The 25,912-nt window shown below is 40.7% G+C and carries 23 protein-coding genes and 4 tRNA genes; 13 read left to right on the top strand and 14 right to left on the bottom strand.

Going from position 1 to position 25,912, the window contains the following annotated elements; all coding sequences use genetic code 11:
• Positions 1 to 21: 21 nt before the first annotated feature.
• The gene (locus ACRAD_RS05130; protein ID WP_005025443.1) at positions 22 to 1,608 is read right to left on the bottom strand and encodes a circularly permuted type 2 ATP-grasp protein; all 1,587 of its coding nucleotides are present in this window, start codon (positions 1,606 to 1,608) and stop codon (positions 22 to 24) included.
• 241 nt (positions 1,609 to 1,849) lie between these two features.
• Between ACRAD_RS05130 and ACRAD_RS16595 the strand changes: the two genes are divergently transcribed.
• Positions 1,850 to 2,848 carry a helix-turn-helix transcriptional regulator gene (locus tag ACRAD_RS16595; RefSeq protein WP_005014848.1) on the top strand — a complete coding sequence of 333 codons (999 nt, stop codon included), beginning with the start codon at positions 1,850 to 1,852 and terminating at the stop codon, positions 2,846 to 2,848.
• Positions 2,849 to 3,227: 379 nt separating this feature from the next.
• Here the strand turns inward: ACRAD_RS16595 and mnmG are convergent, their stop codons facing one another.
• Positions 3,228 to 5,108 (bottom strand): tRNA uridine-5-carboxymethylaminomethyl(34) synthesis enzyme MnmG, encoded by a 1,881-nt coding sequence (gene mnmG, locus ACRAD_RS05120; protein WP_005014852.1) that lies wholly within the window; start codon positions 5,106 to 5,108, stop codon positions 3,228 to 3,230.
• 254 nt (positions 5,109 to 5,362) lie between these two features.
• On the opposite strand from mnmG, the gene ACRAD_RS05115 reads away from it, so the two are divergent.
• The 9 genes from ACRAD_RS05115 (at position 5,363) to ACRAD_RS05075 (ending at position 13,779) form a co-directional block, all read left to right on the top strand.
• Entirely contained in the window at positions 5,363 to 5,710 is a 348-nt protein-coding gene (locus ACRAD_RS05115; protein WP_005014853.1) for a hypothetical protein, read from the top strand.
• A gap of 166 nt (positions 5,711 to 5,876) precedes the next feature.
• A complete protein-coding gene (locus ACRAD_RS05110) occupies positions 5,877 to 6,758 on the top strand; it encodes a bile acid:sodium symporter family protein (RefSeq protein WP_005025440.1) in 882 nt (293 codons plus the stop codon).
• 121 nt (positions 6,759 to 6,879) lie between these two features.
• On the top strand, positions 6,880 to 7,782 hold the full coding sequence (prmA, locus tag ACRAD_RS05105; RefSeq protein WP_005025437.1) for a 50S ribosomal protein L11 methyltransferase: 903 nt from the start codon (positions 6,880 to 6,882) through the stop codon (positions 7,780 to 7,782).
• A 16-nt stretch (positions 7,783 to 7,798) separates the two neighbouring features.
• Positions 7,799 to 8,668, top strand: coding sequence for a DUF3426 domain-containing protein (locus tag ACRAD_RS05100; RefSeq protein WP_005025435.1), 870 nt, complete (start codon positions 7,799 to 7,801; stop codon positions 8,666 to 8,668).
• A 360-nt stretch (positions 8,669 to 9,028) separates the two neighbouring features.
• Positions 9,029 to 9,298, top strand: coding sequence for a DNA-binding transcriptional regulator Fis (gene fis / locus ACRAD_RS05095; protein ID WP_005014868.1), 270 nt, complete (start codon positions 9,029 to 9,031; stop codon positions 9,296 to 9,298).
• 69 nt (positions 9,299 to 9,367) lie between these two features.
• Positions 9,368 to 10,942 (top strand): bifunctional phosphoribosylaminoimidazolecarboxamide formyltransferase/IMP cyclohydrolase, encoded by a 1,575-nt coding sequence (purH, locus tag ACRAD_RS05090; RefSeq protein WP_005025433.1) that lies wholly within the window; start codon positions 9,368 to 9,370, stop codon positions 10,940 to 10,942.
• 145 nt (positions 10,943 to 11,087) lie between these two features.
• Positions 11,088 to 12,371, top strand: coding sequence for a phosphoribosylamine--glycine ligase (gene purD / locus ACRAD_RS05085; protein ID WP_005025432.1), 1,284 nt, complete (start codon positions 11,088 to 11,090; stop codon positions 12,369 to 12,371).
• A gap of 125 nt (positions 12,372 to 12,496) precedes the next feature.
• Positions 12,497 to 13,228: a hydroxyacylglutathione hydrolase gene (gloB, locus tag ACRAD_RS05080; RefSeq protein ID WP_005025431.1), complete on the top strand. Its 732-nt coding sequence runs from the start codon at positions 12,497 to 12,499 to the stop codon at positions 13,226 to 13,228.
• A 347-nt stretch (positions 13,229 to 13,575) separates the two neighbouring features.
• Entirely contained in the window at positions 13,576 to 13,779 is a 204-nt protein-coding gene (locus tag ACRAD_RS05075; protein ID WP_005014876.1) for a hypothetical protein, read from the top strand.
• Between the two features lie 143 nt (positions 13,780 to 13,922).
• Here the strand turns inward: ACRAD_RS05075 and ACRAD_RS05070 are convergent.
• From ACRAD_RS05070 to ACRAD_RS05045, 6 genes are all read right to left on the bottom strand, one after another.
• Positions 13,923 to 14,007 (bottom strand) — tRNA-Leu (locus ACRAD_RS05070).
• A 15-nt stretch (positions 14,008 to 14,022) separates the two neighbouring features.
• Positions 14,023 to 14,107, bottom strand: a tRNA-Leu gene (locus ACRAD_RS05065).
• 29 nt (positions 14,108 to 14,136) lie between these two features.
• Positions 14,137 to 14,210 (bottom strand) — tRNA-Trp (locus tag ACRAD_RS05060).
• Between the two features lie 62 nt (positions 14,211 to 14,272).
• Positions 14,273 to 14,357: transfer RNA gene (locus tag ACRAD_RS05055), tRNA-Leu, on the bottom strand.
• Between the two features lie 117 nt (positions 14,358 to 14,474).
• On the bottom strand, positions 14,475 to 15,269 hold the full coding sequence (locus tag ACRAD_RS05050; RefSeq protein ID WP_010700197.1) for a protein kinase domain-containing protein: 795 nt from the start codon (positions 15,267 to 15,269) through the stop codon (positions 14,475 to 14,477).
• Positions 15,262 to 16,770: a DUF3336 domain-containing protein gene (locus tag ACRAD_RS05045; protein WP_005025427.1), complete on the bottom strand. Its 1,509-nt coding sequence runs from the start codon at positions 16,768 to 16,770 to the stop codon at positions 15,262 to 15,264. The genes ACRAD_RS05050 and ACRAD_RS05045 overlap by 8 nt, the downstream gene beginning before the upstream one ends.
• Before the next feature lie 173 nt (positions 16,771 to 16,943).
• Here ACRAD_RS05045 and ACRAD_RS05040 point away from each other — a divergent pair, with 173 nt between their 5' ends.
• Entirely contained in the window at positions 16,944 to 17,816 is an 873-nt protein-coding gene (locus ACRAD_RS05040; RefSeq protein WP_005025424.1) for an ATP-binding protein, read from the top strand.
• Between the two features lie 104 nt (positions 17,817 to 17,920).
• Here ACRAD_RS05040 and ACRAD_RS05035 read toward each other — a convergent pair whose 3' ends face one another.
• Positions 17,921 to 18,742, bottom strand: coding sequence for an OXA-23 family carbapenem-hydrolyzing class D beta-lactamase OXA-103 (locus ACRAD_RS05035; protein WP_005025422.1), 822 nt, complete (start codon positions 18,740 to 18,742; stop codon positions 17,921 to 17,923).
• A gap of 63 nt (positions 18,743 to 18,805) precedes the next feature.
• On the bottom strand, positions 18,806 to 19,822 hold the full coding sequence (gene tsaD / locus ACRAD_RS05030; RefSeq protein WP_005014887.1) for a tRNA (adenosine(37)-N6)-threonylcarbamoyltransferase complex transferase subunit TsaD: 1,017 nt from the start codon (positions 19,820 to 19,822) through the stop codon (positions 18,806 to 18,808).
• Between the two features lie 147 nt (positions 19,823 to 19,969).
• Between tsaD and rpsU the strand changes: the two genes are divergently transcribed.
• Together rpsU and ACRAD_RS05020 are read left to right on the top strand one after the other, a co-directional pair.
• The gene (gene rpsU, locus ACRAD_RS05025) at positions 19,970 to 20,185 is read left to right on the top strand and encodes a 30S ribosomal protein S21 (protein WP_001136722.1); all 216 of its coding nucleotides are present in this window, start codon (positions 19,970 to 19,972) and stop codon (positions 20,183 to 20,185) included.
• 34 nt (positions 20,186 to 20,219) lie between these two features.
• Complete coding sequence (locus ACRAD_RS05020) at positions 20,220 to 20,666, top strand: GatB/YqeY domain-containing protein (protein ID WP_005014888.1); 447 nt, start codon at positions 20,220 to 20,222, stop codon at positions 20,664 to 20,666.
• An 18-nt stretch (positions 20,667 to 20,684) separates the two neighbouring features.
• On the opposite strand, the gene ACRAD_RS05015 is transcribed toward ACRAD_RS05020, so the two are convergent.
• The 4 genes from ACRAD_RS05015 to ACRAD_RS05000 form a co-directional block, all read right to left on the bottom strand.
• Complete coding sequence (locus tag ACRAD_RS05015; protein ID WP_005014892.1) at positions 20,685 to 22,139, bottom strand: M48 family metalloprotease; 1,455 nt, start codon at positions 22,137 to 22,139, stop codon at positions 20,685 to 20,687.
• Positions 22,140 to 22,208: 69 nt separating this feature from the next.
• A complete protein-coding gene (locus ACRAD_RS05010) occupies positions 22,209 to 23,180 on the bottom strand; it encodes a 2-hydroxyacid dehydrogenase (RefSeq protein WP_005014893.1) in 972 nt (323 codons plus the stop codon).
• A gap of 21 nt (positions 23,181 to 23,201) precedes the next feature.
• Positions 23,202 to 23,873 carry a hypothetical protein gene (locus ACRAD_RS05005; RefSeq protein ID WP_005014895.1) on the bottom strand — a complete coding sequence of 224 codons (672 nt, stop codon included), beginning with the start codon at positions 23,871 to 23,873 and terminating at the stop codon, positions 23,202 to 23,204.
• A gap of 131 nt (positions 23,874 to 24,004) precedes the next feature.
• The gene (locus ACRAD_RS05000) at positions 24,005 to 25,894 is read right to left on the bottom strand and encodes a M48 family metalloprotease (RefSeq protein WP_005025418.1); all 1,890 of its coding nucleotides are present in this window, start codon (positions 25,892 to 25,894) and stop codon (positions 24,005 to 24,007) included.
• Positions 25,895 to 25,912: the final 18 nt, after the last annotated feature.

Below are 25,912 nucleotides of genomic sequence, written 5' to 3'. Positions count from 1 at the left end.
TTCCTCTATCGATTCGATTGTTCAGGAGTGCAATGTGTCTACCACCCAAGTATCTTTAATACCTCCACCCTGTGAGGAATTTACTACTAAAGACCCTTTTTGCATTGCTACTCGAGTTAGCCCACCCGGTACAATTTCAGTACGTTGCGGTGAACTAAGAATAAATGGCCGAAGATCAATATGACGTTCCGCAAGCCCTTCTTCCACCAAGGTTGGTGAAACAGAAAGATCTAAAGTAGGCTGGGCAATATATAAATGAGGCTGTATACGGACTTTCTCTCGAAACTCCCTAAGTTCCTTGGCTGAAGCTTGGGGACCTATCAGCATTCCATACCCGCCTGAACCTTGAGCTTCCTTAATAACCAGTTTTGACATATTATCCATGACATATTCAAAATCCTGTAAATAACGGCACTGATAGGTAGGCACATTATTTAATATAGCTTTTTCACCCAAATAGTATTCAATCATTTGAGTAACGTATGGGTAGACAGATTTATCATCTGCTACTCCTGTACCTGGAGCATTAGCCAGTACAACGTTTTGGCTTAAATATGCAGACATCAGGCCCGACACCCCCAAAGCGCTGTCAGGACGGAACGTCGTCGGATCCAGAAAGGCATCATCAAGCCGCCGGTAGATCACATCAATTCTCTTACGACCCCGAATAGTTTTCATATAGACTTTATTATTTTCAACATATAGATCCCTGTTTGTAACCAGCGGTACACCCATCTCTCGCGCCAGAAATGCATGTTCATAGTAGGCGCTATTGAAACGGCCAGGTGTCATAATCACAATTTGCGGATTATCTACATCAGCGCTTTCTTCTAAAATGCTTTTAAGTAAAAGTGGATAGTGACTGATCTCATAAAGCTGTTTACTGCGACATAGATCAGGCATCAGTTTTTTACTGATTTTTCGGCTTTCCAGCATATAGGATACGCCCGAAGGTGTACGCAGATTATCTTCAAGCACAAAAAAGCTTCCACTGCTATCACGTACGATATCAATACCGCTGACCTGCGAATAGACTTGGCCTTTTAAGGAGCAGTTCATCATCTGTGGTAAGAAAGCTTCATGCTGCAAGATCTGCTCTGCAGGTATCAAACCCTCTTTTAAAATATGCTGATGATGGTAAATATCATCTAAAAATAAATTAAGAGCCTTTGCACGCTGTACACAGCCTTGAGCAATTTTATCCCATTGCTGTCTGGCAATAACCCGAGGAATCAAATCAAAAGGAATTGTCCGTTCTGTCCCTTCTGCATCTCCATAAACGGTAAAGGTAATTCCCTCGTAGAGAAAATATTCTTTTGCCTGTTGTTGTAGACTTAGAAGTTCAGGCAGACTGCGCATGCATAACCATTCTTCAATTTTTTTAGATGCTTCACCGCTAATATTTTGGTCATCCAGCATTTCATTAAAAAATTTTGATTTGAGCTGGTCAAATAAATAAGCTGTTGGAGGCATGTTATGACTACATTGTTGTTTGAATTTGTCTTCGCTATTAGCTACTACAATCTTTTTATTTTTATTAAAATGTTCGATACATGTGTCGTTATAACTTTCGATCATTAAACTCGTTTCACATTCATCTTTTAACATTGGATGATCCCTTTAAGTTATATCTAGCAAATTGGATGCCAGTTTTTGTCATCTTGGAGCTTATTTATTGCTGAAACCTTGTTATTTCTCAATGGTATTAATGCAGCAACTTGTTTCGAGATATGTGTACGTATTTTTTCTGTTAAGCTATTGCTAATACTTGCAACTTTTTTTATTGTGATACTGCCAAGTATTCTTTAATTCTTTTAACTCATTCAACTTTTCCAGCTTTATAGTGATTATGACCTCACAAGAAAAAGAAACCTCTAATAGTCTGTATCGTCAGTGGCAAATCCTTTCCCGCCTGTCTACGGGCAAATGGATGGGCACGCGAGAACTTCAAGAGATTCTTGAGCGTGAAGGTATTGATATCAGCTTGAGAACGATCCAGCGGGACTTGAACCAGATTTCGCAACGCTTCCCGATTGAAAGTAATAAAACCGTGCCTCAGGGCTGGCGTTGGCGCTCAGATGCGCCTATTCAGAGCTTGCCGCATATGACCAGCTCTCAGGCTGTAACTTTTATGATGGTAGAAGAACACCTTAAACATCTGTTGCCACCCAGTTTAATTGAAGAAATGAACCCATGGTTTGATCTGGCCCGGCGCAGCCTTTCTACCCAAAACAATGTGCGGCAATGGATTAACCGGGTCCGGATTGTTCCTGCGACCCAGCCGCTTATTCCACCTGTAGTAGACCGGCAGGCACAACAGGCAATTTATGAAGGGTTATTGCAAGATAAACAGATAGAATGTGTTTATCGAGCACGTGGGCATCATTCGGAAGAAAAAACCTATATTTTAAATCCATTAGGGCTGGTACAAAAAGGTGCCATCATTTATCTGATCTGTACCCGTCATGATAAAAATGAAGTACAGACCTTTGCTCTTCATCGTTTTAAATCTGCCATAGTACTCAACTCAAGATCATTACATCCCGTAGATTTTGATATTGATGTCTATATCGAGTCAGGCGCTTTAGGCTTTCGTGTAGATTATAACAAGCCCACTGAAACAGTTGAGCTGAAACTGGTAATGTCAGAAAGTACCGCTCAAAGTTTTTACGAAAGTCAGCTCAGTAAAGATCAGACCATTAGTATACTTGAGGAGCATGTGGTTGAAATTAGTGCTCATGTGCCCTTTACATCACAATTGGTTTGGTGGTTAAGAAGTTTTGGTAAAAAGCTATTACGTATAGAACCTGCACAGGTCGCTGCTGCGGTGTATGAAACCGAAGAATAAAAAAAGAGAGCTATTTGTAGCTCTCTGAGACTTTTTATTATCATTTTAAATAACAGAAAAAATATTATTCTTTTAAACCAGATTAAGGCCAGTTTTACATACGCTATAGCCATATAAACTTGAAAACCCGTTTTTTATACTATCTAAATCAGCTATTAACATCGGCAAGCCAGCATGTCAGTATTAAAGCGTATACGGCGTATTGTCATAAAATAACTCTCCTCTATTTGGGTGTAAGAGTACTTTAACAATTCAATATAGGAACTGTGAAATAAATAGATTAGCTAAGTTTTCTAAATTTTTATCTTAATATTTATTTTGAAAATATTTACGGAAATACATATATAAAGAAGCCTGCATTAAGCAGGCTTTTTTTCAGTTAAGCTGTCTTTTTTATCTGGGCATTTTTACGGATCGTAATCATAATCAGTTGTACTGCTGCCGGTGTTACACCAGGAATACGGCTGGCTTGTGCCAAGGTTTCAGGCAATACAGTTTTTAATTTCTGGGTAATTTCACGCGAAAGACCAGACACTACATCATAATTAAAATCAGCCGGAATCCGGGTTTCTTCCAGACGTTTCATCTGTGCAACATCTTCATGCTGGCGATTGATATAGCCCGCGTATTTTACAGCAATCTCAATCTGATCACCCACCTGCTGAGTAACCTCAGAGTCTGTAAGTTCAGCAATTTGCTCAAAAGTTACATTCGGACGTTTTAACAGGTCAATTGCACTAGATTCCTTACTTAAATCCTGCCCTGTCATCTCAACGAATTTTTTACCCATCGGATTATTAGGCGCCGCCCACAAGTGCTGCAAACGGGACGTTTCACGCTCAACAGCTTCCATTTTTTCACAGTATGCCGCCCAACGCACGTCATCGACGAGACCCATTTCACGACCTACTGGGGTCAGACGCTGGTCAGCATTATCTTCACGCAACATCAGACGATATTCCGCCCGTGAGGTAAACATACGGTATGGCTCTTTAGTTCCTAAAGTAATGAGATCATCCACCAAGACTCCCATATACGCCTGATCACGTTTAGGCGTCCACTCTTCCTGCTCCCAGGCACGACGTGCAGCATTCAGACCTGCAAGCAAACCTTGTGCACCTGCTTCTTCATAGCCAGTCGTACCATTAATCTGTCCGGCAAAATACAGGTTACTAATAGCTTTGGTTTCTAAAGTAAATTTTAAGGCTTGCGGATTAAAATAATCATATTCAATGGCGTAGCCCGGACGCAGAATGTGGGCATTTTCCATACCGCGAATTGAACGGACCAGCTCAAATTGCACATCAAATGGTAAAGAGGTTGAAATTCCATTAGGATACAGCTCATGAGTATCCAAGCCCTCTGGCTCCAGAAACACCTGATGCGAATCTTTATCGGCAAAACGGTGTATCTTGTCTTCAATAGACGGACAATAACGCGGTCCTACCCCTTCAATCACACCAGTATACATTGGTGAACGGTCAAGTCCGCCACGAATGATCTCATGAGTCTTCTCGTTAGTATGGGTAATATAACAGTTTACCTGTTCAGGATGCATGGATGCATCACCCATGAAAGACATGGTTGGAGAAGGAAAATCACCCGGCTGTGGTGTCATGACAGAAAAATCAACCGAACGCGCATCAATACGTGGCGGTGTACCTGTTTTCAGACGACCTACTGGCAATTTTAATTCACGTAAACGATGTGCTAGAGAAATTGACGGTGGATCACCTGCCCGACCACCACTTGATTTTTCCAGACCAACATGAATGACACCACCCAAAAAAGTACCTGTTGTTAACACGACTGTCTTGGTATCAAAGCGGATACCCATTTGCGTTACGACACCTTTAACAGTATCGCCTTCTACAATCAGGTCATCAGCAGCCTGTTGGAAGATATCCAGATTTGCCTGATTCTCTAGAACATTACGGATAGCTGCTTTATAAAGAATCCGGTCTGCCTGTGCACGGGTTGCTCGTACTGCAGCACCTTTACGCGAATTCAGAATACGGAACTGTATACCACCTTTATCCGCTGCCAGTGCCATTGCACCGCCCAAGGCATCAATCTCACGCACTAGATGTGACTTACCGATACCACCAATGGCTGGATTACAGCTCATTTGCCCCAAAGTCTCAATGTTATGAGTCAAGAGCAAGGTCTGTCGACCCATACGTGCAGCAGCAAGCGCCGCTTCCGTACCCGCGTGACCGCCACCGATAACAATGACATCGTATACTTTAGGATAATGCATAGTGGTAAATATAAGTCTAAAAAAGGAGACAGAATATTATAGCAGAAATTTTATTTTGACGTAGTGAGTAGAAGATTTTTCCTTAGTTCCTCTATTTCTATTCTACGTTCCTTATTTTTTTAAAAAATGTAATTAAGATTTGCATATTTACCTCAAAAGTACACAAGAATTTATGAAAACTTACCAGATCAAAATTGTTTTATTCTGATTATTTTTTATCCTTAAGTTTGATTATACTAAGAAGGAAACATGCCATGAAAACCAAAATATTGTTATCTAGTATCCTGTGCGGTTTATGTGTCAGCTCTTTTGCAAACGCAAATGATAAAGTTGACCGAGTCTATAATCCTCAAAAATATCAGCAAGTCTGTAAGGGCAAAAGCCAAGGCACTTGGGTAAGTTTTGCTTATCGTGGCATTATCTGGAATGGTACCTGTGAACCACGGTTCTTCCCTACAGGCAATCCTAGTTCCCTCATAGGTGACGAACCAGAACTTTATAATGCTTGTACAACTGCAAGTGGTACAGCTACAGCAACTATTAATGGCAAACAAATGAGTGGTAAATGTGCTCTAGGCTTTACTCCGCCACATCCACGTTAATTTGGTCTATAAATTCAGCCTTTAGCATATTAAATGTAAAGGCTGTTTTTAGTTAAACGGTCAAAAGCTTTTGCTCATTGACCGTTTTTCATTTGTATTTCTCGTAAACTTCGCTAAACTGAATAAAAATTAGATTTATAACATTAACAATAAAAAAGGAATAACAATGGATTCAGGATTGATTACCATATTTTTGCCTATTGCTCTGGCAATTATCATGGCCGGGCTTGGTCTCGAACTCACCCCTAAAGATTTTGCCCGTATTAAAAAACACCCGAAAGCTGTAGTTTTAGCATTATTCTGTCAACTTTTCATTCTAGTAGGTATTGCATTTTTTATTTGCAAAATATTGGCATTATCGCCTGCATTGGCGGTAGGCTTGATGTTACTTGCGGCTTCCCCTGGCGGGCCAACAGCAAACTTGTTCAGCTACCTTTATAAGGGAGATATTGCCCTAAATATTACCTTGACTGCGATTAACTCAGTCGTTGCAGCATTTAGCTTACCCTTTATTGTAAATCTGGCTATTCAGCATTTTATGACTGATGGCCAACAAGTGGGTTTACAGTTTTCCAAAGTGGCTCAAGTTTTTTTAATTATTATTGTTCCGGTCTGTTTAGGCATGTTATTGAGACATTTTTCTCCTCGCATTGCCGAGAAACTTAATCGTCCAGTACGTATATTTGCAGTTATATTTCTTGTTCTGATTATTATTGTGGCCGTGTTTAAAGAGCGAAATAACATTCTTGACTATCTCATGCAAATTGGTGCAGCAACTGCCCTGTTCTGTTTTGCAAGTCTGTTAATTGGTTATTTTATACCGCGCTTCTTTGGGATTAACAGTGCGCAAGCTCGAGCCTGTGCTTTTGAAATTGGCATTCATAACAGTACGCTTGCCATGACCATCGCCTTAACAATTATGTCAAGTACAACTATTGCCATGCCAGCGGTTGTTTATTCACTGATTATGTATATTTTCGCTGCAATCTTTGGCACCTTACTTAATCGTTATTCACCTCAACCTCAATTACAAGAGGAGTTAGCCTGATCAGGTTACTATACATCCCAGACGCAGCTCAGCTTTTTTAACTTTTACCAGAGTTTAACTAGGCTTTAGTCATGAATCGGCTACAATAGTCTTTTAATAAACATAGATTGGGTTATTTCTTGTGAAGTGGTTACAAATTCATATTACTGTTAATCAGGACCAGGTTGATTTGACTGAAACATTGCTGATGTCATTAGGGGCAGTCAGCGTGACCTTAGATGATGCAGAAAACCAGGACCTGCTTGAGCCGCTTCCAGGCGAAACCCCGCTATGGAATAAAGTTATTGTCACAGGTATCTATCAGGATGATGAAAATGATCCGATTGATACAGAAAAGCTTGAAGCCTTTATTCATGGCCAGTTACCTGAAGCACCTATTCGTAGTGAAGAGCTTGAAGACCAAGTCTGGGAACGCTCATGGATGGATTATTATGAACCCATTCAGATTGGTGAAAAATTCTGGATCGTGCCTGAATGGTTAGAGCCGCCAGAAGCCGGTGCAGTCAATATTAAGCTTGATCCAGGCTTGGCTTTTGGTACAGGGAATCATGCAAGTACTTTCTTGTGTCTGCAATGGCTCGGTAAGACAGATCTTAAAGATAAAGTTGTGATCGACTATGGCTGTGGCTCCGGAATTTTAGGTGTCGCTGCCTTACTGTTAGGGGCGAAACAGGTTTACGCTACTGATATTGATCCACAAGCTGTACTGGCTACCCAGCAGAATGCCGAGCTAAATGGCGTACTAGAACGATTATATGTGGGATTACCCGAGGAATTTAATACTGTTTTTAAAGGTCAGCAAGCCGATATACTCGTTGCAAACATTCTTGCCGGTCCTCTTATGGCATTAGCTTCTGAGTTCTCAACATTGATCAAGTCCGAAGGTGAGTTTGCACTGGCAGGCGTGATTGAAGAACAGGTAAATGATGTATCTGGCGTTTATTCAGAATACTTCGATATTCTGGACGTAGAGAAACGTGAAGAAAACTGGTGCCGTATTTCAGGAAAACGTCACCAGTACTAATAATAGAGAGCACTTAATGATGAGTGACAAACAGACCCGCTGCCCCAAATGTACTACTATTTATAAGGTAACATTAACCCAGCTTACAATTGCTCAGGGTATGGTCTGTTGTCCTAAATGTTCTATCAATTTTAATGCGCTAACTCATCTGGTTCAGCCTGCTGTTTCTTCTGAAACACGGGGCTCTGCAACAAAGAAAAGTACTTTACCTACCCATATTGGAGAACGTAAAAAAATTGGTTTAGAGCCCAGTGCCAATATTCTTGATATTTTTGAACGCAAGATTGAGAACTCAAATATTGACCTGCTGACTTATCTGAACAATCTGAATTACTTTCATAATGAAAGCACGTTATCACTTCCAGCCCTGCATCTTTCAGGGGGCAATGCACTTAAAGAAGCTCCCCACCCTAGAAGTACAAGATTTTATTATCTGCTCTGGGGCAGTATCAATGTATTGTTGGCTATGGTGCTTATATTACAGGTACTCTGGTTTAACCCTAAAATAATCAATGATAGTCCATTCTTTAACCTGTTATTTAAACAGGTGTGTACCGTACTGACTTGTGAAAAACTGGAAGATTATTACTCTCAGGTTAAAATTGATAAAGTTAAAGTTAATCGTGCCGGTAAAGGACAAACAGTTTTTTCTGGTGTAATAATGAATGAATATGAAAATAGTCTTCAAATACCAAGTATCAAGCTTAGCCTTAATAAGCATAATGCAGAGATTTTTAATACAGTAATACTCCCTGAACAGTATCTCACGAATGATTTATATAAAGTTCGCCGTATACCAACGCATAGTCCATTTAAGTTCAAATTTACAGTTCCAGTGGACCGCAAAGACTTTGATGACTACCATTTAGAAATAATCCGTCCATAATTGTAAAAAAATTAAAAAAAATTGCAGTTAATTTGCTCACTTTTTCTTAGACAATGGTATCATACGCGCCACGAAAGCTTAGCCTTACATACTTCTCGCTTTTATTCACAACAAATACAGTTAAGCAATATGTGCTTTATATAAATTTAGCGCATGGAGCCGATTTTTTGTTTTGAAAAATAACTGTAACAAAACTTCAACTATTGTTACGCTTATTTTTTGCTCAATTTTGAGAAGTTGTGGCAAGCTAGTTGTTTCCAGTTTTAGAGCTCCGTTTTTAGGATCTAAGACGGAGCTTCATTTTTCTAGACCATATTTATCGCTTTACCCAAGTGATATTTGATTTTCGGATTAACTCGCATGAATAGCAAATCTCCTATTTTTACTGCACAATCTGATGTTGCACTTCGCATCCATGTAGATCGCGCGGTTCGCCATTACTTTGCGTCTTTGCAAGGTGAGCAACCATCTCAGGTATATGACATGGTGCTGGCAGAAATGGAGAAACCTCTTTTATCTGTAGTTCTAGAATATACTCGCGGTAACCAGACACGGGCCGCCGAGATTCTTGGACTGAACCGTGGTACTTTACGTAAAAAGTTGAAAGCTCACGGTTTGATGAGTGAATAAATGATAAAATGCTCACGCTTCGTGGGCATTTTTTATGCCTATTTGTTTTAATCTGTAGACTTAAAAATCATGACTATTAAACGCGCTTTAATCTCTGTTTCTGATAAGACGGGCATCGTAGATTTTGCTCAAAACCTTGTTGCATTAGGAGTGGAGATCCTTTCAACTGGTGGTACTTACAAACTACTTAAAGACAATAATATTGCTGTGGTTGAAGTATCAGAGCATACCGGTTTTCCAGAAATGATGGATGGCCGTGTTAAAACCCTGCATCCAAAAATTCATGGGGGTATTCTTGCACGTCGTGGTCTAGACGAAGCTGTTATGCAAGAACACAATATTGCTCCGATTGATCTGGTCGTTGTTAACCTGTACCCATTTGCTGCTACTGTTGCAAAACCTGACTGTTCACTGGCAGATGCAATTGAGAATATCGACATCGGTGGCCCTACCATGGTTCGTGCTGCGGCAAAAAATCATGCCTCTGTAGGTATTGTGGTAAATGCTTCTGATTATGCAGCCGTGGTTGCTGAGCTTAAAGCTGAAGGGTCCTTATCTTACGCAACCCGTTTTGACCTGGCAGTGAAAGCATTTGAACATACTGCGCAATATGATGGGATGATTGCATCTTACTTAGGCGCTCGTGTCGGTAAAGAAGAAGGCCAAGCAGATAAATTCCCACGTACGTTCAATACTCAGTTAAATAAAGCTCAAGATTTACGTTACGGTGAAAACCCGCATCAATCTGCTGCATTCTATATAGATCCAGCAGCAACCGAAGCTTCTGTTGCCACTGCAAAACAGTTACAAGGCAAAGAATTATCTTATAATAATATTGCTGATACTGATGCAGCACTTGAATGCGTGAAATCATTTGCTAAACCTGCTTGCGTGATCGTAAAACACGCGAATCCATGTGGCGTTGCAGTTTCTCTAGACGGTATCAAAGCAGCGTATGACCTTGCATACGCAACGGATCCAGAATCTGCATTCGGTGGCATCATTGCATTCAACCGTCAATTAGACGTCGAAACTGCACAGGCGATTGTTGACCGTCAATTCGTTGAAGTGATCATTGCACCAAGTATTGCTGAAGGCGTGCTTGAAGTCACTGGTGCGAAGAAAAATGTACGTGTACTGGTTTGTGGCGAGCTTCCTGCGATTGATGAACGTGCTCCACAGCTTGACTATAAACGTGTAAATGGCGGTTTGCTGGTTCAAGATCAAGACTTGGGCATGATCACTAAAGATGATCTTAAAGTTGTGACGAAACGTGCACCAACTGAACAGGAAATCGATGATCTGATTTTTGCCTGGAAAGTGGCGAAATACGTAAAATCTAACGCGATTGTGTATGCTAAAAACCGCCAAACGATTGGTGTGGGCGCAGGTCAAATGAGCCGTGTTAACTCAGCTCGTATTGCTGCAATCAAAGCGGAACATGCAGGACTTATAGTTGAAGGTGCAGTCATGGCATCAGATGCATTTTTCCCGTTCCGCGATGGTATCGACAATGCTGCCAAAGCAGGTATCAAATGCATTATTCAGCCAGGCGGTTCAATGCGTGATGAAGAAACGATTGCTGCTGCGGATGAACATGGAATTGCCATGGTCTTTACTGGCATGCGTCATTTCCGCCACTAATTTTTAAGTATAAATTCCAGACCCTTCTTTTCACAAGGAGGGTTTGCTACATCAGTAGATTATTTAATATCTTGCTATAAGATATTAAATAATTTTGAACCTCATTGGGTTTGTGGAATTTCATTTTCGAGGGAATTTTCTAAAGATGAACATTTTAGTTTTGGGTAGTGGCGGCCGTGAACATGCATTGGCGTGGAAAATCGCACAAGATGATCAAGTTGCAAAAGTTTTTGTAGCGCCAGGTAATGCAGGTACTGCAACTGAAAATAAATGTGAAAATGTCGCTTTAGACATTCTCGACAACCCTACCATTATTGATTTTGCCAAAAACAATGCGGTTGAATTGATTGTTGTCGGTCCTGAAGCACCACTTGTAAACGGCGTAGTCGATGCTTGCCGCGCTGCAGGTATCAAAATTTGGGGTCCAACGAAATTTGCAGCACAACTAGAAGGCTCTAAAGCATTCGCAAAACACTTCCTTAAACGCCACAACATCCCTACTGCTTTCTATGACGTGTTCACTGAAGTAGATGCTGCCAAAGCATTTGTTGAGAAAAATGGCGCGCCAATTGTGATCAAGGCTGACGGCCTTGCTGCAGGTAAAGGCGTAATCGTTGCGATGACCAATGAAGAAGCATTTGCTGCGATTGACGACATGCTTGCTGGTAACAAATTTGGTGATGCGGGTTCTCGTGTTGTGATCGAAGAATTCCTTTCGGGTGAAGAAGCATCTTTCATTTGTATGATCGATGGTGACAACATCTTGCCAATGGCCACTTCACAGGATCACAAACGCATTTTTGAAGGAGACCAAGGTCCTAACACTGGTGGTATGGGTGCTTACTCTCCTGCGCCTGTGGTGACTGCTGACGTATTTGAAAAAACTATGAATGAAGTGATGCGTCCTACCGTTGAAGGTATGAAAAAAGACGGTCATGTTTATACAGGTTTCTTATATGCAGGCTTAATGATTGATGAACAAGGTCAACCGAAAGTAATCGAGTTTAACTGTCGTTTTGGCGACCCTGAAACGCAACCAATTATGATGCGTTTAAAATCATCTTTGGTAGATTTAGTTCAAGCAGGTATTGAAGGTAATTTGCCTTCAGAAGCTGAATGGGATGAGCGTAAAACGGTTGGTATCGTTTTAGCGTCTAAAGGCTACCCAGAGACCTCAAGCAGTGGTGATGTGATTTCTGGTCTAAACACTGAAATGACGGATGCCAAAGTATTCCATGCAGGAACCAAAGCCAATGAAAATGGCGAGATTGTGACGGCGGGTGGTCGTGTACTCTGTGTGACTGCCCTTGGCAATACTATTGGTGAAGCGCAAGCGAAAGCATTAGAGTTTTGTGAAAAAGTAACGTTTGATGGCGTTCAATACCGTAAAGATATTGGGTATCGTGCAATTGCACGCGAACAGAGCTAATTTTTTATCAATAAATTAAGCTCGCTAATGGCGGGCTTTTTTCTTTCTGGTCGAAAAATATAAGCACATAATTCTTTCTGGAGATTGGTTATACTAATAAAAAGATCTGAGTGTTTAGGAAAAACATGACATATAAAGTGCATTGCATTGATGTTAAAAACCAGCTTCAGAATTATATCTGGATACTTGAAGATAGTTCAACTAAGGAAGCAGTTGTAATTGATCCTACTGAGGCTCAACTCGTACAAGACTTCTGTCAAACCCATAACCTCATATTATCACAGATTTGGCTCACTCATTGGCACAAGGATCACATTGGTGGTGTGCCTGAACTGATTACTGAGCGGAATATTCCAGTCTATGGGCCACGAGAAGAACTTAGCCATATTCCCTTTATTTCTCATCCCTTACAGCATGAGAATCACTTTAAATTTAACCATTTAAAAGTAGATATTTTAGCTGTACCGGGACACACCTTGGGCCATATTGTTTATTTTATTGATGAGCTAGACATTGTATTTTGTGGTGATACTTTATTTGCCATGGGGTGTGGGCGAGTATTTGAAGGGACATATGCACAGATGTATCACTCACTTAACCGGTTAGCCGCTTTACCTCCAAGGACACAAGTATATTGTACCCATGAATATACACTCTCCAATGCTGAATTTGCGCTGACAGTTGAACCAGATAATCTGGCACTACATAGCCGTGTGGAGCAGGTGAGAAAAATGCGTGACTCCCATCAGTGCACGCTTCCAACTACGATTGCACTGGAACTTGAAACCAATCCTTTTTTAAGGGCGGAGAGCGAAGAAGAGTTTTCGCGTATTCGCATACTAAAAGATAATTTCTAAGTGGTTCATAATTTTGAACTGGGTTTATCCTTGCTAAGGATAAGCCTTTCATCAAGCTGTCTTGAGGTTGATTTATACATAGCTTTTAATAGGCTAGATAATTAATTTTTCTTAAATTAGACATTATTTTTTACAATTACCTGATTAAAGCTTTTTCTACAGGCCTATTTAATTTAAAATTAATCTATTCAATAAGTTAAATAAAATATTTTCTGTGAAATTTAATTATTTTTTTAACTCTATATTAATTAAAATAATATTATCTCACCAAAAGATATATATCTGCCCTTTAAATTATAAAGAAATAGCCTTATTAATTTACTTATATGTCAAGCAGGAGATCTCTGATGAAAAGAGTTGTCAAAGCAAAAAATTTAATAGCTTTCAAAATTTGGTTAGAAAAATTGGGATACTCAGTTAAAAGTCTGGCCGATGGCCGTGGGTTTACATTCAGTTTTAAAAAACAATATGGCTTAGTCACTTGTGAACTTTCAGGTAATTCTCTGGCTGTGCAACTTGGGGAAGAATTCGAAGATCATCTAAAAGCTTAAGTGAATCATTTTATTTATATTTTTTGCATTAATATTTAAAAGGCCAGCTTATATAATTTTAAATAGCTGGTACTTTTTCAAGTTTTCAATAATTTCTCCCATAAGAAAAAGACCAGTATTAAATATACTGGTCTTTTTGAATCTGGTGGGGATGAGGAGACTCGAACTCCTACACCTCGCGGCGCTAGCACCTGAAGCTAGTGCGTCTACCAATTTCGCCACATCCCCGTTATCTATCATCATTGGTGGGGGCGAAGAGACTCGAACTCTTACACCTCGCGGCGCTGGAACCTAAATCCAGTGCGTCTACCAATTTCGCCACGCCCCCGATGATATAAAATTATCTCAAAAGATAATTGGCAGAGGATCAAGGATTCGAACCTTGACGAACGGTTTTGGAGACCGTCATGCTACCATTACACCAATCCTCTATTTGAAGCGTATTCAGGATTTTCACCTAAATAAATTTTAAAGAAAATAATTCTCTTTAAAATGGTGGGGGCGAAGAGACTCGAACTCTTACACCTCGCGGCGCTGGAACCTAAATCCAGTGCGTCTACCAATTTCGCCACGCCCCCGATGGCTGTGTATATTATAGAGAAGACAGAATCATGACAAGCCTTTTTTATGAAAAAACCTAGCGTTTGCTTAAATAAAAAACAAATCAAAAACTTATGTTTATTTTTGAAACATTTCTAATATTTCAAATGATAGAGCGCTTCATTTACCTGTTGAAAACGCTGATCTTTATATTTGCTTAGCAAGCCATTTAATAGCGGAAAAAATGGCATAAATGCGTCTGGTAATCTTATTTTTAACGTCTGACAGTGTAGCACTGCCCAATCCTGATAATTTCTGGCACTTAGACGTTGGCCAGTTAACCACTCATATAAAATAACTCCAAGTGCATATAAATCAGTTCTAACCGTTTTTATTTCTCCATGAAACAGCTCTGGCGCCATATAGCGTGGTGTAGCATTCAATGCGGTGACCTTATGAACTTGTGTAACCGACTGACTCTGCTCAAAATCAATTAAAGTGAGCTGATTATGGCAATATAAAAAATGCTGTGGCTTTAAGTCACCATGAACCCAGCCAGTTTGATGTAAAATTTGCAAACAGCCTATCATTGCAAAAATTTTCTGCTGTACTTGTTCAAAAGATAGTTGCTGTGCAGGCTGACCCAACCAGTAATCACCGTGAGGCAGAATTAATCCCTCCCCTTTTAAGTGGCTAAATTCCGCTATCTGATTTAACTCAATGATACGTGCAGGCAGAAGAATACTTGGCTCTAATTTTCCCAGCCTTCGATAAATTTGCAATTCATGTAAAAATCCTTTTTCATATTCGAGCTGCACTTTGGGCAGTTGAAACTTAAGCCAATAGGGTGTTCCATTTTGGCTCAAATGATACAGACGGCGGCCAAACCTCTGGCTTGACAGGCTATTTCGCAGAATCAGGTTTTCAAATGAATTCTCAAGATCAGGCATCTGCATGATCTTGACTTTTCTCTTGCTGAGTTTCTTGATAATGTAGAAGCTCCAGACAATGCTGAATTGTTTTTCCGATACGGGCATGAATTTCAATCATGGAGATTTTAGGCCAGGTTGCCTGCTCTCCTTCACGCTGTAATAGCTTAAACAGATGTGGTCGCGGATTTTTCAGCATATAGCTATAATGACGTAAATTATATTTGGCGATAATATTTACATCGCCGTAATAACGTTGTCCAATAATGCCATAGCCGTGATCAAGCAAACGGCGTACAGGCTGGATTGCACCTAAGCGTTCACGAGTAAAATCCATCATTCCCATAGCGATCACTTTACCTTGACGTCGTACAATCCGTTCGGGCCAGCTCAGAACATCTTTACGATAGCGGTTTTCATCACTTTGCATAAATGGCACAACATGCGGATTCACCTGACTGGCGATACTATAATTCAGGTTATACAGACGGGCCATTTTTTCTTGTGGGAAATCACTGCGTACACTGCCATCTACCCATTTAGTATTGCCCATATACTGGGTATATTGACCATCATAGCGTTTGCTGGTCAGGCGTACCGGTGGGAACAGAACTGGAACCGCACAGGAAGCCAATACAGCGCTCCAGACCAGCAAATTAGGTGCAGTATAGGCATTCATAATCCGGGCATTTTGTGTTGCATCATATGGCGCCACAGCAACGTTAATGTGTAGTCCGGATTTTTCATAGGCTTCAGCAAAAGTCAGGTCTCCAAGATTTTCCATCAGAAACTGCTTGAGATAGCGCACATCGGCCAGACCGCCATTACCTTTGAGTACATCAGTCAGTTTACGAAAATGGAAAGCTTCGGTAAAAAAACTCTCTCCACTCATAATACTTTCCAGTTCATTAGGCGAAGAAACCCCTAGCATGGCAGTCATAATGGCGCCTGCACTCGAACCTGACAGCACTTTGGGCATCAAATCTTGTTCAATCAGGGTTTTACAGACCCCTGTATGAAATAACCCTAAAGTAGCGCCGCCTGAAAACATGAGTACGGGCTGTCCATAAGCAATCTGGCAGTTTTCAAAAAAGTCTATTTTTTCTTTCAGGCTAAAGCTATGACATTCATTAGAGGCAATATAAGCCAAGCTTGCACTCATTTCCTCAATGTAATCTTCAATTATTTTTTTAGTACCAATATACGTTGCGGTAAACAACATTGGATGGCCAATGTTTGCAATATCATAACTTAAGCCTTCACGTAAAATAGCGACCAGGTCTAAAGTACGCTGCTGCAGGCGATATTTTTTAAGCAGGTTCAAACGATGTGAAATAATCTCTGCATCAAAATAAGGAGAGCTATTGTCGAGTTTCCATTCTTGAGCACCGGTTTCTTCATCAAGTTTTAATGCAACAGATTTCCACTCTTCATAGGATTCGGCCCCTTCCAGCTGATGTTTTAATTTCTTAACCCGATATGCCTGATGCGGATTAATAGTTTGAGTTAATTCTTTTAACATTATGTGCCTATCCTTTGATATTTGTGCTCAAAGTTTTTATTGAGAAAATCTGATCTTTTTCGCCACTAATCAATTGCAAAAAACTATAATTCATTGGCCTTTTTGATATTGTAGTACTATTTACGGTATTGCTAGTGCTACTATTTAGCTATTTCGATAACACCTGAAAAATTATGACAAACCTCACTCTACCAGAGAATATACTTCAAACTCTCTCTACCGTATTACAGCAGGTCCAGCAATTTTTACCTGAGCTTAAACAGCAGACAGACTTCTCTGCTCCGGCTTACAAATGGCAGGATAAACAACTTAAACCCATTTTCGAACCGAAACAAATCTATTTAGATGACCTGAAAGGAATCGAAAGACAAAAAGAAAAAATTATTCAAAATACACGACAATTTTTGCAGAATCTGCCCGCCAATGATGTTCTCCTTACCGGTTCACGCGGGACAGGAAAATCTTCAATTGTCCGTGCCCTTTTAACCGAGTATAAAGATCAAGGATTACGTTTAATTGAAATTGAACGTGATGATCTGTCTGATCTTCCTGAAATCCAGAAGCTCATCCAGAAGCGTCCGGAAAAGTTCATTGTCTACTGCGATGATCTAGCCTTTAATGCTGAAGATGAAAACTATCGCAGCTTAAAAAGTGTACTTGATGGCTCATTACAGTCAGGTTCAAGTAATTTTATTATTTATGCAACCAGCAACCGTCGACATCTGTTACCAGAGTTTATGCATGAGAATACGCCAGTGACTCGTGTAGATGTACCGCAATATACCGAGTTGCATCCACAAGAAGCCATTGAGGAAAAAATTTCACTCTCGGATCGTTTTGGAATGTGGCTTTCATTCTATCCAATGGATCAAAACCTGTATTTAACCATTGTGGAACACTATCTTGCTAAAGCAGATATGCCAATGAATGACGAAGCCCGTGCTGAAGCCCTACGCTGGTGTCAGGCACGTGGTCAACGGTCAGGACGTGCCGCCTATCAGTTCTCTAAACACTGGATTGGATCACAACAACTAAAAGCACTGTAAAATTTTAAACTAGAAAAATTAACAGGTTTCATTTTTAGACAGATTATAAAAGGCCCATTTATCTCAAGTGGGCTTTTTATAAAATTAGAGTTTCTGTCAAGCTCTTAAATAATATTCAGCTGTTTTAATGATTTCATCAATAATTCATTACGTATAGATGCAGGCATTTCTGACCGCATTTCCATATTTAATGCAAAAGCGACAATTTTTCCATCTGGCTGCTCAACCCAGCCGGTCAACCAGCCCACTTGTGGTTTTATATCCATTGCCCAACCAGTCTTTCCAAAAATCTTGTAGCCATTACTCTCTTCTAGAAGTAGCATATTTTTTACATTAGCCTGCACTTTTTCACTAAATGGAAGCTGTGTATGTGCCAATTGAGAAACAAACTCTACCTCTTGAATAGGCGTGACCTTTAATGGGCCTATCAACCAGAAATTGTCAACCTGCTGTCCAATTTCAGCATTACCGAAATCAATACGTTCTACTTCTTTTTGCATGAGATCAAGACCGATACGTCTTGCAAGTTCCTGATAGACTGGGACTGCAGAAAGCTTCATGGCTTCTCCTAGTGTCATGTCTTTTTCCCAAGCGGTAAATGACCTTTTCTCGCCCTTCCATTTAAATATTTCATTAATATCCGTTTTCTGGTTCTCCAATCCGATCAGGGCATTCAACATTTTAAATGTAGAGGCTGGCACATATTCTGTATTTGCGCGGCTTAGAGCATTACCATATAGATTAATTTTTTTATCTGTTTGAATAACCAGCACACCTGAGGTGTTTTTTTCATCAAAGTATTGATGAATCACCTGATTATGTCCTTGAACAATCTGACTCGGGGTTTCATTTATTAAATTATGCTGAACCGTACAACCAGAAAGAAAAAGAGAAGCAACCACATAGCAAGTAAAATATTTATTCATTTTAAACACCAGATCAATAGAAAATAAAAAAGAGGCAAAAGCCTCTTCCTTAATTAAACCAAATTATATTTCTGCCGGACGAGTCAGCTCTGTCATTGGCCAGCGCGGTGTAGTGGTTACAGATAAGTCATCCTGTTGTCCTGCTTTCAGACGCTGGTAACCAGCAAATGCAATCATGGCACCATTATCTGTACAGAGTGCAGGCTCAGCATAATAAACTGAAGCTTTAATTCTATTTAAGCTGCTTTCCAGCTGTTCACGTAAACGCTGGTTTGCACTTACACCACCTGCTATTACCAAACGGTTTAACCCGGTCTGTTTTAATGCCTTGACTGATTTTTTTACTAAAGTATCGACAATAGCTTCTTGAAAACTGGCAGCAATATCGGCTTCACGATTTTGGCCTTCAACTTTTTTAAGCTGGACCGAAACAGCAGTTTTTAAGCCACTAAATGAAAAGGTCAGACCCTGGTGTAACATCGGACGTGGAAAATCAAATGCAGTCGGATTACCCTGCTGGGCAAGCCTGGCAATATTGGGTCCTCCCGGATACGGCAGATTCATCATTTTCGCGACTTTATCAAAAGCCTCACCGGCGGCATCATCAATAGACTCACCCAGTAATTCATATTGTCCGATACCATAAGCTGCCATTAACTGGGAATGCCCACCTGAAACCAGAAGCGCGACAAATGGGAATTCAGGTGGAGTATCTGAAAGTAAAGGCGCCAGCATATGGCCTTCCATATGATGAACCCCAATTGCCGGTTTGTTCAAGGCAAATGCCAGAGTACGTCCGAAAAGTGCTCCGGTCATTAGCGCGCCCATTAAACCTGGCCCACGGGTATAGGCAACTGCATCAATTTCAGTCTTTTTAACACCGCTTTGTATCAGCAGCTCATCTAAAAGCGGAATCAGCTTGCGTACATGATCCCGTGAAGCCAGCTCCGGCACTACTCCACCATACTCTGCATGCAGCTTGATCTGGCTATAAAGTACTTGCCCACGCAAACCCTGCTCGCTGTCATAAAGAGCCAATCCGGTTTCATCACAAGAAGTTTCCAAGCCTAAAACAATCATTAAACTGCCTTTATCCAATGCGAAAAAATAATGCAGAAACTATTATAGACTTGTGGTATGAGAAGTAAATGAGTAAAATAATGGCCTTCACTTGTGTATGCGGGCAATCCTGCCTGTGTACTTATCCATAAACTTAGAGGATTCTTCATGCCACAAGTTAAGTTGAAAGAAGGCGAACCAGTAGACGTAGCTATCCGTCGTTTCAAACGTTCATGCGAAAAAGCAGGTGTTCTTGCTGACGTTCGTAAGCGTGAATTCTACGAAAAACCAACTCAAGAACGTAAGCGTAAAAAAGCTGCTGCAGTTAAGCGTTACCAGAAAAAACTGGCTCGTGAATCTGTACGTACTACTCGCCTTTACTAATTAATTTGTGACTGATTACTGCCTGGAAAATATTATGACTACTTTAAAAGAACAGATTACTGATGCATTGAAAACTGCAATGCGTGCCAAAGCTATGGCAACAGTGACTGTTTTTCGTGGTCTGCAGGCAGCCATCAAGCAAATCGAAATTGATGAACGCAAAGAGCTTGATGATTCTCAGGTTCTTGCGGTCATTGAGAAACAGATCAAGCAACGTAAAGAGTCAGTAAAAGCCTATCAGGGCGCTGGCCGCGAAGATTTAGCTAGTAAAGAACAAGCCGAGATTGAGATTATTTCCCAATTTCTACCAGCAGCTATGACTGAGGAAGAACTTGATTCTCTCATTGAGCAAACAATTGCTGCTCAAGGAGCGACTAGCATGAAAGATATGGGTAAGGTGATGAATTCTCTACGTCCGATCATAGCCGGACGTGCCGACCCTTCTGCTGTTTCAGGCAAAATCAAGGCCAAGCTTTCTTAACACCCTGGTTTCTATCATTTAGATTTTTAATTGGCGCTCCTGTTGCATCTGATTTAATCGCGCATCAATTCTGGCAGACATCGCATTATTATTTTTTGCCAGTCGCTGTGCATGCAACATCGACTTAATTGCCGCTTCTTCTTCTCCACTCCAGTATTCCACCTCAGCACGATAACGTAATACATTCACAGCTTTTAAGGCTGAAGCCGGCTCAAGTGCAGCTGCCTGTTGCATTAAATGCCATCCATATACATCTCTTGGATTATTATTAGTAAAGCGCTGTACCAGTTTAATTACTTGTTTTGGCTGCTGTTGCCGGATTAGTACTTCAGCCAGTTTATAAGCTAATGACCGATTTTCTGGCATGATGCGCTGTAACGGGCTAATTGTATTTAAAGCCAGATCTATCTTGTTTTGTCCAAGATAAATATCAATCTGTATAAGAGAAATCAGCGGATGTGGACGGTTTGCCATTTTTGCCTGATTTAATGCTGTTTGTGCCTGACCATAATCGCCCTGCTGTTCATAAAATGCAGCTAACGCCAACTGGCCTGCAAAGCTGCCCTGTTTTGCCAAAATAGACAGCTGATTTTCAGTTGCCTGATGAGCGACCACCGCAGTATAAAGCTTAACAATTTCAAAATCAGGGTCAGATAAACTACTTTTTACTTTAGGCAACTGGTTAGCCCGTAGTCTTGCTTCGCTCATGCGCTGTGAGGTTAAGGGATGAGTGAGCCAAAAGTCTGGCATAAAACTGACACGGCTAGTAGAACGGTTCATCAGCTCAAAAAAATCTGCCATGCCTTGTGGATTGTAGCCAGCCGAGTACATATATTGCATGCCTATACGGTCTGCTTCACGTTCCTGGTTGCGGCTGTAGGTTAGCTGTTTATCCATTAAGGCAGCTTGAGTACCGAGCATAACTGCTGTGCCTGCTTCTCCATCAGCCTGTGAAGCAATGGCTGCTCCCACCAAAACACCAGCCAGTGCAAGCAGCCCTTGGCCTTTAAATGCCTCTTTAGAACGGCTGTAATGGCGCTGGGTAACATGCGCAATCTCATGCGCCATCACCCCTGCCACCTCATCAATATTACGGGCGGAAGTTACCATCCCCGTATTAATTGCAAACAGCCCGCCCGGCACAGCGAAAGCATTAATTTGAGAATCTTTAATTAGTACTAGTCCAATTGGCTGCCCTGCTTGAGTCTGACTTAAAATACGGGTGAAAATAGAATATAACTGGTCTTCAAGCCAGGGGTTTTGCATGACCGGCATTTGTTTATGAACTTCACGATAAACTTTTTCACCAATGAAGCGTTCTTGCTGCTGATCAATTAACCCTACTCCTCCACCAATATCAGGTACTTCTACCTGACCAAATGAAGAAGGAGCGTCAAAAGTAAGTGCTGGACTGAAAGTGGTCAGACTGCTCAGTCCTGCTGCAAGCAAAAACTTTTTCAATCTTGATTCCATAGCTGAATTCATCTTTAGCTAATATAACACTCAATATTGAAGAAAAATGCAGTGAAGTGTTATGAAGCTTTAGTTAAAGCCAGGGTTAACCAGATACCGTGGAATTTGGCCTTCTAGAGCCTGTACCAAGTTCTGATAAGCCAGCTCGGCCATTTTTTTACGGGTTTCTCCAGTTGCAGAACCCACATGAGGCAGAGTAACAACATTCGACAGGTTAAAAAGTTCAGATTCTTGTAAAGGTTCTTTGCTATAAACATCCAGACCGGCAGCAAAAATCTTGTTCTGTTTTAGAGTATTGATCAGTGCTGCTTCATCTATAACTGAACCACGTGCAATATTGACGAATACAGCATGGGATTGCATCTGATCAAATTCTGCCTGGCCGATGAGAGCTTTAGATTCATGATTTAAGTCGACTGCCATGACTATAAAATCAGAGTGCTGAAGCAGTTCACTCATTGAACAATATTTTGCTGCAAGAGGCTGGGCAAGTTCAGGTTGCTCACGGCGGTTATGATACAGAATATCCATATTAAAACCATAATGTCCACGACGTGCGACTGCCGCACCAATATTCCCCAAACCAATAATACCTAAAGTTTTGCCAAAAATATCTTGACCAAACTGCTCAGTACCCGCCGTACGTTTCCACTGACCCTGCTTGGTCCATTGGTCCAGATAAGGTACTCTGCGTGCTGCACTCATCAATAAACTAAAAGCCAAATCAGCAGTAGTCTCTGTTAAGACATGCGGAGTATTTGAAAGCCAGATTTTTTTCTGGTTTAGATAATCCACATCATAATTATCATAACCAACACTTACAGTTGAAATAACCTTAAGCTGCTGTGCACTCGCCAGGTTAGATTTATTCAGCACTCGTCCCGAACCAATCATGCCATCAGCATTTGTTACTGCCTGACGGATTTGCTCATTAATATCACCTGATTTAGGATTTAATACCTGAACTTCATATTGCTGTTGCAAACGCTCAAGAATGGCCTGATCAATCTGGCTAAATACGACTACGCGCTTTTTATCCATTTTTGTATTCCTATTTCTCTGCTATTCCATCTTTTTATACATAAATTGCCACAGGCGTTTCTTCAGTAACGGTTTATCCAGCATTTCCTGCAAACTGGCTAAACGGATAACTTTTGAATGATTCAGATATGGAATATCACCTAGGCTTAACACTGATTTTTCATAGGCAATAGCATCAATAAAACCTTGTACATAGCAACCTACACCACGATTATCCTGAAAATTGGGCAATGGGAAAGGCCATTCCAGCAAACTATACTGTCCTGACAAGCTACGCTGAATATTTAACCATAGCTGTTGCTGCGGCTCAGTTAGACGGGTAGCATTTATTAAAATTGTACAGTGCGCCAAACTATAAGCCTGCACACTAAAAGCTTCAACTTCTACTATAGGATTGACAGCCTCTACAGCATTTGCATCCTTGGAAGCTGCTGACAGGTGCTCTTTTTCAGCTTGGGGTGGTAGTTTATCAACAGCTACCTGCTCAACAATATCCGTGATTTTTTTTTGCAGGTTTTCTGTAGCAGAATCAGGCTTAACATCTTTTACATGATCATGAAAATGTAACGGCTCAACCCGTGCTGTCTGATCACGCCAGATTGGTGTATTGCCAAGGCGTGCTGATACAGTACCTCGAGGAATCCAGACATCAATTCCTAAAGTTGCCAGTATTTTCCGCTCATGCCCAATCATGTTACTACCCTAATTTTCCTGAAAGCTATTCTAACGGGCTTTTATATGCTTTGCTGTAGTTTCTGGCCGGTTCAGATATTTTATTCATTCATCATGGTGCATATTCTGATTTAATAAAATCGTCACCAGTTTCAAATAATCATGACACTATTCTTCTTTTGCATCTGGTCAATAATTTCTCTGGTTTCAAAACCCAATCGCCAGTAGAGCAACTCTAGTACATCGAGCTCATCTTGGGTAATAATCCGGTCATGCCACAGGCAAAGCTCGGCAATTCCCAGCATACTTAACCGGTCACGCAGTAATAGCCCCGCAATATCATTTAAAATCTCTGCCAAATCGAGCGGCTCATCAGAAATTTCTTCATATAAAGACAGCTCATCCAGAGTAAGAACCTGCTGTAAAATTCTATATCGCACATCTAGCTGGTTTGGACTATTAATCTGCTGTACATGCAATAGTGCGTCGACCAGCCGTACAATCTGCGGTTTAGCGTCTTCTAAAGATACAGGCATGTGCAAAGGCATCAGATTTAGCTCATATTTAACTTTTTCGAGCAATAAAGCATCGAGTAGTCCAATTTCGCCATCTTCTTGAATAATTTTTGCCAGTCGGGTTAGAAATTGACGGGCAATAGATGCGGGCATATGACCAATATTTTTACAGGCCTCTAAAAAAATCTGGATATGTACACGACCGTCCAGATTCAGCAATGCATCCACAATTGCACGGCTAACTTCAGCTTCTTTAGGAATAAATTCCCGATATTGACGAATCATCAAGATCGCAACCATAACTTCTCTTGACCCAGTAGCAGTCAACATAGCACGCTGGATCAGCTCGGGGCGCTTCATGCCACGACGTATTTCAGGCTTGAGAGGTTTGATTGCATCATTAATAGCAAAGCTGATAGGAGACAAACGTAATAAAGGTAGCGGTTGTGGAGAAGTCCAAGGATTGTAGACTTCGCCATTAATTTCTTCTAGAGAACGAAACAGGCTAAAAAATGGTTGGCTACGCAGCTTTTTCAGGTTTTCAAGCTGCAAGTCTTGTAGTAAGGCAGGATTTAGTTCATAAATTCTTTCTTCAATATTGGGATGAATATTCATCCAGCTCTGCGGACTCAATGAGTTGGCAAAACACATATGGGCAATTGATTCTGAATATTCACTATGAATCTGTGAACCTGCATGATGCACATAAATTCGGAGTAAAGTCTGAATATTGGCATCGTTTTGAATGAGACGCTTGGTTTTAAAATCATTCCGGAAGGTACGTCCACCTAAAGTCAGATATTTGATCAGACGAGTCACCAACACGCCCAAACTGCCAACCAGCCAGATAATACCTCCTATTGCGACAAACGTTGTTTCAAATTGGTGACGTTTATTAATAGTAGTTTTTCGAAACCCCAATTTGGCAATTTTACTCCCCCATTGGCTAAAAGTAGTCAGGCTACTATAAACGATCTTAAGCCGGGTATTTTCAGCTGTTTCGCCAGAAAGTATCTGATTAAACTCATGACTGAGTAACCCGTAAAGTTCTAGCTCATCGAGGTTTTGCAATGCTCCCCATGTCAACACAATTACAATATCCTGGGGATGGAAGCCAGCGGTTAAAGCATTTACACCGATCTCATCCGGCAGCACATATAAAGTCGGAGGATTGATCATGAACTTTTGCGCCAAATGTTCATTTAAATGAATGGCTACACTTTCCTCAGGTGTGCTTTCAATCAGATTAAGACGCCGCGCTTTTAGCTGTTTAGCAAGCGTATGCCCTCCGGAACGAAATACATAGCGTTCATAGGCAACCGAACCACCCATTACCAGTAATAACAATAAGATCAGATAAGGGCTGAATACATGCCACATGACAGCTTGTTCAGGATCAAAAAAATGAACTATTAGACCCAACAGACTATTGAGAATAAATATACTTAAAATGATCGCAAGCAGGCAAATGCTCATAGACCACATCATATTTTTATTAGTAATTAAATAATGGCTGACGTCTTTCAATGTAAAATTTCCTGATTA

Origin of the sequence: Acinetobacter radioresistens DSM 6976 = NBRC 102413 = CIP 103788, from assembly GCF_006757745.1 — a bacterium.
Classification (GTDB): domain Bacteria; phylum Pseudomonadota; class Gammaproteobacteria; order Pseudomonadales; family Moraxellaceae; genus Acinetobacter; species Acinetobacter radioresistens.
Note: the sequence above shows the minus strand (reverse complement) of the source record. Positions and strands in the feature narration are given on the sequence as shown.

Excerpts from the sequence above, each read along its gene's own strand:
- ACRAD_RS05130 (WP_005025443.1), bottom strand. The coding sequence starts at position 1,608 with ATGTTAAAAGATGAATGTGAAACGAGTTTAATGATCGAAAGTTATAAC.
- ACRAD_RS16595 (WP_005014848.1), top strand. The coding sequence starts at position 1,850 with ATGACCTCACAAGAAAAAGAAACCTCTAATAGTCTGTATCGTCAGTGG.
- mnmG (WP_005014852.1), bottom strand. The coding sequence starts at position 5,108 with ATGCATTATCCTAAAGTATACGATGTCATTGTTATCGGTGGCGGTCAC.
- ACRAD_RS05115 (WP_005014853.1), top strand. The coding sequence starts at position 5,363 with ATGAAAACCAAAATATTGTTATCTAGTATCCTGTGCGGTTTATGTGTC.
- ACRAD_RS05110 (WP_005025440.1), top strand. The coding sequence starts at position 5,877 with ATGGATTCAGGATTGATTACCATATTTTTGCCTATTGCTCTGGCAATT.
- ACRAD_RS05100 (WP_005025435.1), top strand. The coding sequence starts at position 7,799 with ATGATGAGTGACAAACAGACCCGCTGCCCCAAATGTACTACTATTTAT.
- fis (WP_005014868.1), top strand. The coding sequence starts at position 9,029 with ATGAATAGCAAATCTCCTATTTTTACTGCACAATCTGATGTTGCACTT.
- purH (WP_005025433.1), top strand. The coding sequence starts at position 9,368 with ATGACTATTAAACGCGCTTTAATCTCTGTTTCTGATAAGACGGGCATC.
- purD (WP_005025432.1), top strand. The coding sequence starts at position 11,088 with ATGAACATTTTAGTTTTGGGTAGTGGCGGCCGTGAACATGCATTGGCG.
- gloB (WP_005025431.1), top strand. The coding sequence starts at position 12,497 with ATGACATATAAAGTGCATTGCATTGATGTTAAAAACCAGCTTCAGAAT.
- ACRAD_RS05075 (WP_005014876.1), top strand. The coding sequence starts at position 13,576 with ATGAAAAGAGTTGTCAAAGCAAAAAATTTAATAGCTTTCAAAATTTGG.
- ACRAD_RS05050 (WP_010700197.1), bottom strand. The coding sequence starts at position 15,269 with ATGCCTGATCTTGAGAATTCATTTGAAAACCTGATTCTGCGAAATAGC.
- ACRAD_RS05045 (WP_005025427.1), bottom strand. The coding sequence starts at position 16,770 with ATGTTAAAAGAATTAACTCAAACTATTAATCCGCATCAGGCATATCGG.
- ACRAD_RS05040 (WP_005025424.1), top strand. The coding sequence starts at position 16,944 with ATGACAAACCTCACTCTACCAGAGAATATACTTCAAACTCTCTCTACC.
- ACRAD_RS05035 (WP_005025422.1), bottom strand. The coding sequence starts at position 18,742 with ATGAATAAATATTTTACTTGCTATGTGGTTGCTTCTCTTTTTCTTTCT.
- tsaD (WP_005014887.1), bottom strand. The coding sequence starts at position 19,822 with ATGATTGTTTTAGGCTTGGAAACTTCTTGTGATGAAACCGGATTGGCT.
- rpsU (WP_001136722.1), top strand. The coding sequence starts at position 19,970 with ATGCCACAAGTTAAGTTGAAAGAAGGCGAACCAGTAGACGTAGCTATC.
- ACRAD_RS05020 (WP_005014888.1), top strand. The coding sequence starts at position 20,220 with ATGACTACTTTAAAAGAACAGATTACTGATGCATTGAAAACTGCAATG.
- ACRAD_RS05015 (WP_005014892.1), bottom strand. The coding sequence starts at position 22,139 with ATGGAATCAAGATTGAAAAAGTTTTTGCTTGCAGCAGGACTGAGCAGT.
- ACRAD_RS05010 (WP_005014893.1), bottom strand. The coding sequence starts at position 23,180 with ATGGATAAAAAGCGCGTAGTCGTATTTAGCCAGATTGATCAGGCCATT.
- ACRAD_RS05005 (WP_005014895.1), bottom strand. The coding sequence starts at position 23,873 with ATGATTGGGCATGAGCGGAAAATACTGGCAACTTTAGGAATTGATGTC.